This is a genomic window from Sorangium sp. So ce296, from assembly GCF_051529605.1.
GTDB classification, from domain to species: Bacteria; Myxococcota_A; Polyangia; order Polyangiales; family Polyangiaceae; genus Sorangium; species Sorangium cellulosum_D.
Window position 1 is genome coordinate 13,737,571 of the sequence record NZ_CP150325.1, and the last position, 13,476, is coordinate 13,751,046.

A 13,476-nucleotide genomic window follows, 5' to 3' on the forward strand; every position below is an offset into this window, starting at 1 on the left:
GCCAGGCACCGCATCACCTGTCGCGGTCTCCTGCGGTCGTACCATATCCGAGGCCCCCTCGACCGATAGATACCACGGCTGATGCCCGGCAGTTCCGCGGTGCACCTCGCAGGCGCCGACGAGCAGGGATCCCTGGCTCATGCGCACGCCCGGCCGCTCAGCCCGGCGGCGAGCTCGGCGCGCCAGCGTGCGGCGGCCCCGCGCACGGGAGCTCGACGAGGAACGTGGCGCCGGCGCCGAGCGCGCTCCGGACGCGGATCGAGCCGCCGTGCGCGTCCGCGATCCTGCGGCTCATGTAGAGGCCGAGCCCCAGCCCGCCATAGTGCCGGTCGGGCACGCGCGCCCGAAGAGCTCGAAGATCTGCTCCTGCCGCGCCGGGTCGATGCCGATCCCCTGATCCTTCACCGAGAGCCGCGCCGTCCCGGCCTCCTCGCTGACGAAGATCTCCCGTCAGCGCTCGAGCGGTCGAGCGCGCTCGCGCCGCGGCGACCGCGCAGCCGCACGATCGGCGTGAGCGCGCGGCGACCGCCGGCCCCCGCGCGCCGTGTCACGCGCTCGCGCGATTGTGACATCCCGGAGCCCCCCTCGATTCACAGATATCATAAGCGAGGTGGGAGATAAGTGACGTGGGGAGTTGCGCGGCGCGCTCCGCGTGCCGCGCCTGAGCGAGCTCTTCAAAAGCTCGCTCAGGCGCGTCCATTCCTCAGATTCCGTTCATGACAGCTCTCCGGGAGCGCCGAGGGCGGAGCCGGGCGAGGCCGAGCGAGAACGCCGATGACGTCGAACTCGGTGCTCTACGAGGCGCTCGCCTCGCCGTCGTCGTCGTGCTCGTCGAGGTAGCGCTCGGGCGCGAGCTCCCACCGCTCCGGCGAGCGCCAGAGCTGCGACAGGAGCAGCTCGCGCATCAGGAAGAACTCCTTGGGCAGCCGGTCGTAGAGCCGCTCGAAGAGCTCCCGGTGCGAGCCGAACTCGACCTTCCACGCCTCCCGGTCCACCGCCATGAGCTGGTAGAACTTCTCCTTCGAGAAGCGATCCATGCCCCGCCACTCGATGTCCTCGTAGCGCGGCATCCAGCCGAGCGGGCTCTCCTCGGCGAAGCCGCGGCCGTGCACGCGATCGACGATCCACTTGAGGACACGCATGTTCTCGCCGAAGCCCGGCCAGAGGAAGTTGCCCTGATCGTCCTTGCGGAACCAGTTCACCGAGAAGATGCGGGGCGGATTGACGATCTGGCGCCCCATCTGCAGCCAGTGGTTGAAGTAATCGCCCATGTGATAGCCGCAGAACGGCAGCATCGCCATCGGGTCGCGGCGGACCTGGCCGATGTTGCCGGCGGCCGCCGCCGTCATCTCCGAGCCGATCGTCGCCGCCATGTACACGCCGAAGCTCCAGTTGAACGACTGGTACACGAGCGGCACCGTCGTCGCCCGCCGCCCGCCGAAGACGATCGCGCTGATGGGCACCCCGTTCGGGTCGTCCCAGCGAGGATCGAGCGAGGGACACTGCGTCGCAGGGGCCGTGAAGCGCGCGTTCGGGTGGGCCGCCTTGCGCCCGCAGTCCGGCGTCCAGGGCTTGCCCTGCCAGTCGATGAGCTCGGGCGGCGGCTCGTCCGTCATCCCCTCCCACCAGACGTCGCCGTCGGGCGTGAGCCCCACGTTCGTGAAGATCGTCCCCTTCCGGATGGCCGCCATCGCGTTCGCGTTCGACTTCTCCGACGTCCCCGGGGCCACGCCGAAATACCCTGCCTCGGGGTTGATCGCGTAGAGCTGCCCGTCCCGCCCGGGCTTCATCCACGCGATGTCGTCGCCCACCGTCGTCACCTTCCAGCCCGCGAACGCCTTCGGCGGGATGAGCATCGCGAAGTTCGTCTTGCCGCACGCGCTCGGGAACGCCGCGGCGACATACGTCTTCTCGCCCTTCGGCGACTCGACGCCCAGGATCAGCATGTGCTCGGCGAGCCACCCCTGCTCCCGGCCGAGCACCGAGGCGATGCGCAGCGCAAAGCACTTCTTGCCGAGCAGCGCGTTGCCGCCATAGCCGCTCCCGTACGACCAGATCGCCCGCTCCCCCGGGAAGTGGACGATGTACTTGTGCTCCGCGTTGCACGGCCACGGCACGTCCGCCTGCCCCGGGGCGAGCGGCATGCCGACCGAGTGCAGACACGGGACGAAATCGCCGTCCCCGAGCACGTCGAGCACCTTGCTCCCCATGCGCGTCATGATCCGCATGCTCGCGGCGACGTAGGGCGAGTCGCTGAGCTCCACGCCGATGTGCGAATAGGGCGAGCCCACCGGGCCCATGCTGAACGGGATCACGTAGAGCGTCCGGCCCCGCATCGACCCGGCGAAGAGCCGGCGCAGCGTGGCCTTCATCTCCTGCGGATCGGCCCAGTTGTTCGTGGGGCCGGCGTCCTGCTTGCGGCGGCTACAGATGAACGTGCGATCTTCGACCCGCGCCACGTCGCTCGGGTCCGAGCGCGCGAGGTAGCTGTCCGGGCGCTTCTCCGGGTTCAGGCGGATGAGCGTGCCGGCCTTGACCATCTGGTCGCAGAGCGCGTCGTACTCCTCCTTGGAGCCGTCGCACACGTGCACGTTGTCCGGCTGGCACAGGGCGACGACCTCCGCGATCCACTGCCGGAGCTTCTCGTTGGCGATCGACGATCGGAGCCCCGGGATCGAGACCGGCGGCGGCGGCTCCGAGTGGACCGAGTTCTGGCTGCTCTGGCTGGCTGCTACGGACACTGGCGTACCCTCCTGGCTCTCTGGGGTCGAGCGGGTCTGCAAGGCGCAGGCCCTGCCCGCCCACGCGTCGATTCTGGCCGAAATGCGCCCGGTTGGCTGCACCGATCCTCCCTGAGCCCGGCCGCCTCGGCGTGCGGCGCGCACCAGGTGCGCCCCGGGGCAAACCGTGCGCGGATCCAGGAGCACGGGGCCAGCCCACACACGCGCGGCGTGAGCGAGACGAGAGGGGCTACTCTGCGTGCCCGTGGGCCGTCGCGTCGCCCGCGACGGCGAGGACCCGCTCGACCACCGGCGCGTGCAGCGCGAGCAGCCGCGAGGGCGCGACGCCCAGGGTCACGGTCAGCGCCAGCAGCGAGAGCAGCGCCGCGCGCTCGCGGAACAGGAGCGGCTCCACCATGGCGGCGCCCTTCGCGCCGCGGGGGAGCGGGCCGAGGAAGGTGCGCTTGAACGCGCGGAACATCGTGATCCCGTTGAGCGCCGTCGCGCCCAGCATCAGCACCGCGAACACGGGGTGGACGTGCAAAACCCCGTGCAGGAGCAGATCCTCGCCGATGAACGTCAGCGCCCCCGGGAGCCCGATCGTCGCGCACGCGAGCAGGAGGAAGAACGCGGCCATGCGCGGCGTCCTCGCCACGAGGCCGCCGAGCTCCCTCACGTCCGCGGTGCCCGTGCGCGCCTCGATCGCCCAGACGACCATCGTCACCCCGGTGACCGCGATCGACAGGGCGAAGCTCTGGAGCAGCGCGCCGCTCAGGCTCTGCGGGTTCATCGACGCGATCCCGAGGAGCACGAGCCCCTTCTGGCTCGCCACGAGGTACCCGATCATGCGGCGGAGATCGGTCTGCGTGAGCGCGAGGACGGCCCCGTGCAGGGCGCTGAAGAGCCCCAGCGCGGCGAGGACCGGCATGTTCGCGGCGCAGCCCTCCGGCAGGAGCGGCACCACCACGCGCACGAGCACGCAGACGCCGACCTGCATCTCCGCGAGCAGCACGGTCACCCCGAGCGGCCCGCGCTCGAGCAGCACCGGCAGCCAGCCGTGGAACGGCACGGCGGCCATGCGCATCAGCACCGAGATGCCGATGAGCGCGAAGAGCGGCGACTGCCATGCCTCCGGGATGCCCGCGCGGGCGACCTCCTGGATGTCGAACGGCAGCGCCGCGCCGCGCCGCGCGGCGAGCGCGGCCATGACGCCGAGCGCCAGGACGAGCGGCGCCGTGCCGCCGATGAGGAAGATGCGGTAGGTGCGCCGGAGCAGCTGATCGGCCGCGCCCCTCCGCGCGATGAGGCGCGCGCCCGGCAGGAACGCGGCGACCCACGCCACGGCGAGCACCACGAGGTCCGCGGCGCAGTAGACGCCGAGGATGGCGCTCCCGGTGACGAGCACCGCCGCGAGGCTCCGCCGATCGAGAGCGGCGCGCGGGCCCGCGGCGATCAGGGCGAGCAGCATGGCGCCGAGCAGCGGGAGCAGGGAGGCGGTGAAGCCGTTGAGGACGAGGCGGAGGCGCACGCCGAGGAGCGGCACGGCGGGGCCGATCGCGTCGACCGCGGCGCCGCCGGCCGCGTGGAACAGCGCGAGCGCAGCGAGCGAGAGCCCGAGGGTGAGCGCCGCGCCGGCGAGGGCCACGCGTCGCGCGGCGGGGTCGCTGCGCGCGCAGGAGGCCGAGAGCGCGGCGAGCGCGGGCGCGAGGATCGTCGCCGAGAGGATCAGGAACATGCTCATGACCGCGCCCCCTTGGTCTGGGGCGCCGGCGCCGCCGCGCCCGCGCGCTCGCCGGGAGTGCCCGCCTCGACGGCGCGGCCCTCGTCGCGCTCGGCGAGGCCGCTCAGCGCCGCGACCCAGCGGCGCTCGAAGCCGTCGATCACCTGCCCGAGGCGCATGAGCGGCGCCGCGATGAACCGCTGCTGCATCACCTCCACCTGGAAGCGATCGAGGGAGGCCCAGTACGCGCGCCGCACGAGCGACGCCGGCAGCACGCGGGCGGCGATCGCGAGGTGCGGGAGCGGCTCGCTGGCGTGCGCGGCCCGGATCTCCTGCGCGTCGCGGAGCGCCGCGGGCGCGCGCAGCATCTGCAGGCACCGGAGGCACGCGTGCGCGAAGAGGTGCACGAGCGCGAGCCGGTAGTACCCGAGCCCGATCTCCACGAACATGATCCCGACCTGCGACATCGTCGCGTACGCGAGCGCGCCCTTCACGTCCGCCTGCACCCGGCCGACAAGCGTCCCGTAGACGGACGTGAGCGCCCCGACGCAGGCCACCACCGCGCTCGCCGCGGGCGAGCGCTCGAGCATGGGGGCAGCGCGCAGCATCAGGTACACGCCCGCGTGGATCGAGATCGCCCCGTAGAAGAGCGCGCTCGACGGCGTCGGCCCCTCCATCGCCCGCGGCAGCCAGGTCCCGACGGGGAACTGCGCGCTCTTGCCCATCGCGGCGAAGAACAGGCACAGCGCGATCGCCGTGGCCCCGGAGGCGCCGATCGCGGCGGCGGACCCGGGCCACGGGGCGCCGCCGAACACCTCGCCGAAGTTGGCCGAGCCGGCGAGCGAGTGCATGAGCACCGCGCCGACGAGGAGCCCCACGTCGCAGAGCCGGTAGGTGATGTAGACGCGCAGCGCCGCCCGCGCCGGCGCCGCGCGCTCGTGGAAGAACGCCACGAGGAGCACGCTCGTCCCGCCGACGAGCTCCCAGCCGGCGAAGAGCTGGTCCATGCTCCCCGCGGACACGAGCGCCAGCATGCCCGCCGAGAACAGGGCGAGGAGCAGGAAGAACCGCGCGAACCCCGGCTCGCGGTGCAGGTACGCGACCGAGAACCTGCCGGTGACGAGCGCGATCAGCGAGACGAGCACCATCATCGTCGTCGACAGCCGGTCGACGAGCAGGACGATGTCGAACGCGTAGCCCGAGACCTCGAACCAGTGCCCGAGATCCACCGAGAGGAAGGCGTAGGGCGCCGCGACGGACGAGCCCCAGGCGACCAGCGAGGCGACGAGCGAGAGCGAGAGCGCCGACAGCACGACGCCCGACACGACGCGCTCGCTCGGCGTGCGCAGGAGGAGCAAGTAGGCGCCGAGCGCCGCGAACGCGACCGCCGGCGAGAGCACGGCGACCGCGGTGAGCTTGCCGAGGAGGACGTCAGGCAGCATGGTAAGAGATCTCCGTCTGGGACCGTGGAAGCCCGGCGCGGACGATGGCGGGCGGGATGAAGCCGCGCTTGCCCGCGTACCAGTCGACGGACCGCTGGACCGCGGGCAGCGGGTGCTCCGGCGGCGTGAACGGCGCGAAGGCGCCGCGGGTGAAGCGCTCGAACCGGCCCGTCGCCGGGTCGATGCAGACGAGCTGGATCCAGCCGTTGACGACGAGCTCGCGGAGCGCCGGCTGCCGCGCGCAGATCGCCGCGGCCGTCGCCGCGCTCGCCTCCACGACGGTGAGCATGCGCACCGGCTCGTGGATCTCGATCATCTGCTTCGGCAGGCCGGTGCGCAGATCGCTCAGCGAGCCGTCCATGACCCCGAGCAGCGAGGCGAGGTTGTGCGGCAGCTTGGTCCCGGCGCCGTAGCGGAGGTTGTCGACGCGGGAGAAGTAGTACTCGAGGTTGATCCCCGCCCCGACCGGACCCGCGGAGAGCAGGACGCGCTCGAGGATCGCCCCGGTCGGGTCCTGGGTCGGGTCGTACGAGACGAGGAACGCGCGGCGGTCGAGGAACATCCCGTGGGTGAGCTCGCGGCGGCCGATCACGCAGACGGCGTTTGTCGCGTGCCCGAGCTCGGGCCGGGCCTCGCTGAGGTCCACGGCGCGCGCCTCGACGTGCGCGAGCGCCTGCTCGGGGCTCAGGCGCTCCGGTGCCGACGCGAAGCGGCGGCAGCGCTCGTGCGCGTGCCGCTTGCGCGCCTCGCCGAGGGCCTGCTCGAGCGCCTCGATCTCGCCGCGGTGCGACGCCGGCGCGAGGTGCTCGTCGTAGAAGACGATCTCCTCCGTCGTCGTGTTGTTCATCCCGCCGAGGAAGAAGGTCCCGTCCGGGATGTCGATGCCGCGGCCGCGGAGCAGCGCACGCACCTCCTGGTCGTTGGCCATGGCGGCGAACAGCCGCGCGTTCGGGCCGCCGTGCCGGCCGCCGCACGCGCCGCAGTCGTACGCGGACTGGTGCGGGTTGTTCACGCTGGACGCGCCGTGGCCGAGCACCGCCACGACCGGCGCGAAGCGGCGGGTGAGCCCCATGATCTCGAGCGTCGCGGCCACCCTCGCGGCCTTCTCGGCGGCCGTGAAGGGCGCCCCTCCGCCGCCCGCCGGAGCCCCCTCCTCGTGCGGGCTGTGGAGGTGGGTCGGCACCGCCGGCAGGAGGCGGCGCTCGAGGGCGCGGCGCAGCCGCGCGAACGCCCTCGGGAACAGGACGCGCCCGACGAGCGGGATCGTGGAGAGCAGCCCGAGGGTCGGCGTGAGCAGGAGGCCGCGCGAGAGGGTCCGGGTCCCGTGCCCGAGCGTGTGGACGAAGCGCGCCCAGCGCCTGCGGCGCGCCTTCCGGAGGTGGAAGGCGCCCTCCTCGCGGGGCCGCTCGACGATCTCGTGCGCGGGCTCGACGCCGACGGGGCAGAGGCTCACGTGGCCGGCGGCGTCGAGCCCGCGGAACCGGATCGGCACGCCGAAGAACCCGGCGATGCCGAGGGTCTCGTGCCGCGGGGAGAGCTCCTCGAAGTGCCTCCGGAGGCCCTCGCAGCGGTCGTCGATGCACAGCGCGAGCTGGAACCGAGGGTCCATGACCGCGCGCTCGTACGCCGGGCGGCGCAGGTTCGCCGCGATGCCGTGCAGCACCTCGACCCGGTGGTGATGCTCGTACGCCTCGTGCAGGAGGCGCCGCCGCGTCGCCTCGTCGAACGCCTCGAGCACCTCCAGCGCCCAGACGCGCTCGGCCTGCGGGAGCGCCTCCACCTCGGCGACCGACAGCCCCGCGAGCTGCGCGAGGTGGAACAGGAGGAACGGCCGATCGCTGTCGGGCGAGCGCGGCGGCGGCCCGGCGCGCCTCGCGGCGAGCCGGGCGTGCTCGACGAGCCCCGCGAGGGGCCCGTCGAACCCGAGCCGCCGGCGCGCCACGTCGCGCAGGGCGTACCGGGCGAGGGTCAGGCGCACCGCGAGGTACTCGAGCAGCGACGCGGGCGGCGAGCCGTGCGGCCGGTCGCCCGGGGTGTGCTCGAGCCGGTGGACCATGCCGGCCCAGCCCGGCAGCTCGAGCAGGACGCGCGTCACGTAACCTTCCCAGCGGTCCTCCGCGACGCCGAGCTCGCGCAGGGCGCCGGTGACGAGGGCCGCGGGCGACGCGTCCGGCCCGAGCCGGCCGAGCTCCGCGTCGAGCCCGGCGAGGTGCGCGCCGGCAGGCCTCGCCCCCTCCAGCACGAGGCTGCGAAACGCGCGGAAGAGCCCCTGCGCGCGGTCCGGCATCACCCAGTGCGCGACGCCCTCGTCGAGGTAGGCGCCGAGGAGCCGGATGAAGAGCGGGTCGATGAGCTCGGCCGGGTCTTCCCCCGTGAGCGCGAGCAGCAGATCGCGGTGGGATCGATCGACGCCCACGCGGTCGGCGAGCGGCACCTCGGCGGACGGCGCCGGCGGCAGCGGCACGCCGCAGCACGCGTCCCAGAGAGCGAGCGCGGCGCGGACCTCCAGGTCGTAGCCGCCCTGGGCGAGGAGGCGCACGGCGGCCTCGGGGCGCTCGACCAGCCATCGCGCCGTACCGACGAGGATCCGGCGGCGCGGCTCGGACGGGAGGTCGGGCCTCAGCCTGCGCGCCTCTCCCGCCTCGGCGATGCGCCACCGGAGCCCCGCCTCGGTGGCGGCCTGGATGGGAAAGCGCAGCGCGAGGCGCTCGATCTCATTGCGAGACAGCGGGCCGCGACGCTCGTCAGGCCGGTCAGAGAAGCGCTCGACGAGCGCCGCCTCGATGTCCTGGTCGTCGATCCGGCCCGACGCGATGTGCGCGCGGTACTCCGCCTCGGAGAGGTACGGCTCTGCCCCGAACAGCGCGCTCGCCGCGGCGAGCGCGTCGTGGAACGGCAGGTGCTGAAACGCGTGCAGCGTGTTGTGGTGGACGAACACGCCGATGGGCCCCTGCGATGGCAGGAGGTGACCGGCGTGCTGGAGGGCGGTGCGCAGGCGCTCTTCTGGAGCTTCACCTGCGCTGGACTTCGCACTTGGCTCGTTCATGTCAATCGTACGTCTCCTAAAGTATCGCTCCATCAAGCGCGGCGCGCACGCGCAGCTTTCGCGCACCTCGCGCAGCTCGTGCACCTCGCGCAGCTCGTGCATCTCGCGCACCTCGCGCACCTCGCGCGCCGTGCGGGCTCAGCGGGTCACCGGCTCACCGCGGGCGCGAAGGCCACTTTCTTCCGCGCGGAGAGCGGGTGCGACGACATCGGGCCGTGGTCGTCGAGTCCCGACAGCGAGAGCGCCCGCCCCTCGCGCTCGAGCAGCGCCTTGAGGTCGTGCAGGTTGGCCATGACCGTGTGATCGACCAGGCGGGTAGCGGCGAAGTCGATCTCGATGGCAGCGACGTCCCGGTGCCGCGCGAGCCTCCGCTTGATCGAGAGGTAATTGCTGAAGACGGCGGCCTGCTTGACGCGCAGCACGAGCCGTCCGCCCTCGACGTGCTCCTCGATCTCGGGCCGGAAGAGGCTGCGGAGCGGCGCGCCGTGGAGCACGTGGATGAACATCTCCACGGCGATCCCGGCCACGACCCCCACGAGCAGATCGGTCGCGATGGTGATCGCGGCGGTGGCGACGAAGACCACGAGCTGCTCCTTGCCGATGCGGAACGTCTTCACGAGCTCCGTGGGAGCCGCGAGGCGGGTGCCCGTGAAGGTGAGCATCGCGGCGAGCGCGGCGAGCGGGATGCGGTGGATGAGCCCCGGCGCGAACGCGACGAACAGCAGGAGGAAGGCGCCGTGGAAGAAGTTCGAGAGCCGGCTCCTCGCGCCGTAGCCGATGTTGGCGGAGCTGCGGACGATCTCCGAGATCATGGGCAGCCCGCCGAGCAGGCCCGCGACGAGGTTGCCGGCGCCGGTGGCGAGCAGGTCCCTGTCGAGGTCGGGGCGGCGCTTCTCGGGATCGAGGGAGCTGACCGCCTTCGTGGACAGCAGCGACTCGATGCTTCCCACGAGGGAGAACATCAGGACATATTTCATGGACGCGGGCGTGGCGACCTGGCTGAAGTCCGGAAAGGCGATAGCCTGCGTCAGGTTCCCCGGCAGGGTGACGAGGAACTTCGGCCCGATCGTGTGGACCGAATCCGTCACCGACAGCGTGTACGTGTGCTCGTGCTCGAGGTCGAAGGCGAACGCGAGCGGTATCGAGGCCGCGAGCACGAGGAGCGGCGCGGGGATCTTCTGCATCCACCGCGTCCTCCTGGCCACCGCCGGATAGCCGAACAGGAGGACGAGCGACAGGACGCCTATCAGGGCGATCTCGGGGTTCATCCGCAGGACGCTCGCCGGGATCTCCAGGAGCAGGTGGAGCGGCGCCTTGGACGTCGGGGTGACGCCGAGGAGCGTGTGGACCTGCTTCGAGCAGATGATGATCCCGATGGCCGCGAGCATGCCGTGCACCACCGAGGAGGGGAAGAAGTCGCCGAGGGTGCCGGCGCGCGCGAGCGCGAAGGCGATCTGCGCCGCGGCGGCGACGACGATGCAGGCGAGCGCGCGGCGGTAGCCTGTCGCGTTGTCCCCGCCGCCGAGCTCCTGCACCGCGCCGAGCGCGATGACGATGAGCCCCGCGGCCGGGCCCTTGATGGTGAGGGGCGCGCTGCCGAGCCAGGTGGCGATGACGCCGCCGACGACGGCGGTAAGCACACCTGCGATGGGGGGAAATCCGCTCGCCATGGCGATGCCGAGGGAGAGCGGGAGAGCGATCAAGAAGACGAGGAACCCTGAGACGAGATCGGACTTCCACGTCGATGGAGCCGGCGCTGTCGGTGCTGGCTCTGGTGGGTCCGGGATGTTTGGCTTGGGCATGGCAGTAGTCGTTCTTCGGCAGGACGTGAGTCCCGCCACCTCCGCCCGACCGCTAGGAGATCGAGTGACGGCTTTCCAGTCCCCGGCTCGCACAATGTTTCAAAAAGTTTTCGCGAACACCGACGCTGTACTATTCCGCCGTGCGCGCATCGACGAGCGGCCCGGTCGCTGATCGACCGCGGTACCCGCCTCGCGTCCTGCGATGTCCGACGGTACGGCGCGGCGCCTGGGTGAAGCCGTTCGCGCGCGTCGCGGAGCTCGTCGCTCCGGCGGCGGCTCTTCAGAGCAGCCGCACGAGGAGCTGCGCCGCCACGATCTTCACCAGCGTCGCCACCGGGTAGACCGACGCGTACCCCGTGTTCGGCGCGTCGCTGCGCGCCTGCTCCAGGCTGAAGGCGAGCACCGCGGGCTGCGTCTGGATGCCGGCGAGCATGCCGGTGAGGGTCCCCATCGGGATCCGGAGCAGCCGGTGGCCGACGAGCAGCGTGCCGAACGCGACGACCGCGGTGATGACCGCGCCGCTCCCGATCAGCGCCGCGGCGCCGCCTTGCTGCAGGGTGTGCGCGAACGAGTACCCCGAGCGGGTGCCGACGCCGGCCAGGAACATGACCACGCCGAGCTGCCGGACAGCGCCATCCTCGCGTCTCTCCCCGCCCCGCGCGCGGGCCCCTGGGCTCTCGTGTGGAGGACGAGATCTCGAAACGCAGAGGACACGGCGAGACTCGGTCGAGCGAGAGCGAGAATGCCTTGAAGGAGGGATCGCCGAGCCGCGGACGAGCCCGCTCGGCGCGGTAGCGGCGCCCCGCGCCGCTGCTACCCTGAGCGCGACGAGCGGCCCATGTCCACAAGCCCCGTCGAGCGCGCGCTCGCCTATCACACGCGCACGAAGCATCACCTGAGGCGCTATGCGCGCGGCCCGGCCGCCATGGACTGGAGCACGCAGCCGGATCCGTTCCGCACCTTCGAGGGCGCCCCGGTCGTCCCCTTGCCGCTCCGCGCCGGCGGGCTCGCCGCGGCGTACCGGGATCTCTACCGCCCCGGCGCGATCCCGCCGGCCGCGGTCGAGCTCGACTCCATCGCGGCCCTCTTCGAGCTCTCGCTCGGCCTCTCCGCCTGGAAGGAATACCGCGGCTCGCGCTGGGCGCTCCGCTGCAACCCCTCGAGCGGGAATCTCCACCCGACCGAGGGATACCTGCTCTCGGCCGGCGCGCCCGGGCTGCCGGCGGGCCTCTATCATTATGTGAGCCGCGATCACGCGCTCGAGCGCCGATGCGCGCTGGGCGCCGGCCCTGCCCGCGCGCTCGCGGGGCTCCTCCCGGCCGGCGGCTTCCTCGTCGGGCTGAGCTCCGTCCACTGGCGCGAGGCGTGGAAGTACGGCGAGCGGGCGTTCCGCTACTGCCAGCACGACGCCGGTCACGCCATCGCGGCCGTCCGCTATGCCGCGGCCGCGCTCGGCTGGTCCGCCGTGCTGCTCGGCGACCTCGGCGACGGCGAGCTGTCCGCGCTGCTCGGCCTCGATCGGGCCACAGACTTCGCGGGCGTCGCGGCGGCGGATCGCGAGCACCCTGACGCCGCGCTGCTCGTCGTGCCCGCCGCGCCGCTCGCCCGGGAGGCGGCGCTCGCCGCGGCCCGCGCGGCGGCCGCGCGCGCGGCCGAGCTGACCCGCCTCACCGGCGAGGGCGCGTGGGCCGGGCGGGCGAACGCGCTGAGCCCGAGCCACGTCGACTGGGAGGTCATCGACGACGTCGCCGGCGCCACCTGGAAGGCCCACGCCGAGGAGCCGGCCGCCCCCCTGGAGAGCGGCCTGCCCCCGCTGTCGGACCACGGCGGCGGCGGCGCGCTGGCGTCGGAGATCCTCCGGACGCGGCGGAGCGCCACGGCGTACGACGGCCGCACGTCGATCGGTGCCGAGGCGTTCTACGCCATGCTCGACCGCCTCCTCCCCCGCCCCGGCGTGCCCCCGTGGGACGCGCTCCCGTGGGCGCCGCTCGTGCACGCGGTCGTCTTCGTGCACCGCGTCCGCGGCCTCGACCCGGGCCTCTACGCGCTCGAGCGGTCGGAGGCCGCGCACGAGCGGCTGAAGGCCGCCCTCGCGCACCCGTTCGCGTGGGAGAAGCCGCGCGGGTGTCCGGATCACCTGCGGCTCTATCGCCTCTCCGAGGCCGATCTGCGGAGCGCGGCGCAGATCGTGAGCTGTCATCAGGAGATCGCCGCCGACGGCGCGTTCAGCCTCGGGATGGTCGCCGACCTCGGCGCCACGCTCCGGGAGCGCGGCGCGCCGTGGTACCGGCGGCTCTTCTGGGAGGCCGGCGTCCTCGGCCACGCGCTGTACCTCGAGGCCGAGGCCGCGCGGGACCCCGGCGGCCGCGTGCGGGCGACCGGCATCGGCTGCTACTTCGACGACGTGTTCCACGAGCTGTGCGGCATCGCTGGCGGCGACGTGCAGAGCCTCTATCACTTCACCGTCGGCGGCCCCGTCGAGGACACGCGGCTGATGACGCTCGCGCCCTACGAGCACCTCGAGCGCGCACGGCCCGCCGCGCCTCCGCCTCCGGCGCGCGGCCCCCGCGGGAGCGGCCCCGAGGCGCCCTGAGCCGCCGCCGTCGGCGACCGCCGACGGGCACGCGCCTCGCATGATCGCGACCGATCTCGGGTCGCCGCGGCGCCCCGCCGGCGTACCGCAGCGCCGTCAAATAACGTCCTCACAACAAATCGCCAAACCGCCTTCGAATTCATGATGCCCGCT

General features: G+C 72.8%; 8 protein-coding genes. 1 reads left to right on the forward strand and 7 read right to left on the reverse strand.

The window, feature by feature from the left end; translation table 11 throughout:
• Positions 1–157: 157 nt before the first annotated feature.
• The 7 genes from WME98_RS50675 to WME98_RS50705 form a co-directional block, all read right to left on the reverse strand.
• Positions 158–337, reverse strand: coding sequence for a sensor histidine kinase (locus tag WME98_RS50675; RefSeq protein WP_437948798.1), 180 nt, complete (start codon positions 335–337; stop codon positions 158–160).
• A 457-nt stretch (positions 338–794) separates the two neighbouring features.
• Positions 795–2,675 (reverse strand): phosphoenolpyruvate carboxykinase (GTP), encoded by a 1,881-nt coding sequence (locus WME98_RS50680; RefSeq protein ID WP_437954129.1) that lies wholly within the window; start codon positions 2,673–2,675, stop codon positions 795–797.
• Positions 2,676–2,970: 295 nt separating this feature from the next.
• Positions 2,971–4,461, reverse strand: a complete 1,491-nt coding sequence (locus tag WME98_RS50685) for a complex I subunit 4 family protein (protein ID WP_437948799.1) — start codon at positions 4,459–4,461, stop codon at positions 2,971–2,973.
• On the reverse strand, positions 4,458–5,882 hold the full coding sequence (locus tag WME98_RS50690; protein ID WP_437948800.1) for a proton-conducting transporter transmembrane domain-containing protein: 1,425 nt from the start codon (positions 5,880–5,882) through the stop codon (positions 4,458–4,460). The genes WME98_RS50685 and WME98_RS50690 overlap by 4 nt, the downstream gene beginning before the upstream one ends.
• Positions 5,872–8,928, reverse strand: a complete 3,057-nt coding sequence (locus tag WME98_RS50695) for a YbcC family protein (protein ID WP_437948801.1) — start codon at positions 8,926–8,928, stop codon at positions 5,872–5,874. The genes WME98_RS50690 and WME98_RS50695 overlap by 11 nt, the downstream gene beginning before the upstream one ends.
• A 146-nt stretch (positions 8,929–9,074) precedes the next feature.
• The gene (locus WME98_RS50700; RefSeq protein WP_437948802.1) at positions 9,075–10,730 is read right to left on the reverse strand and encodes a SulP family inorganic anion transporter; all 1,656 of its coding nucleotides are present in this window, start codon (positions 10,728–10,730) and stop codon (positions 9,075–9,077) included.
• Positions 10,731–11,010: 280 nt separating this feature from the next.
• Entirely contained in the window at positions 11,011–11,337 is a 327-nt protein-coding gene (locus WME98_RS50705; RefSeq protein WP_437954131.1) for a hypothetical protein, read from the reverse strand.
• Between the two features lie 231 nt (positions 11,338–11,568).
• On the opposite strand from WME98_RS50705, the gene WME98_RS50710 reads away from it, so the two are divergent.
• Positions 11,569–13,323, forward strand: a complete 1,755-nt coding sequence (locus WME98_RS50710; RefSeq protein WP_437948803.1) for a nitroreductase — start codon at positions 11,569–11,571, stop codon at positions 13,321–13,323.
• The last annotated feature ends 153 nt before the right edge of the window (positions 13,324–13,476 follow it).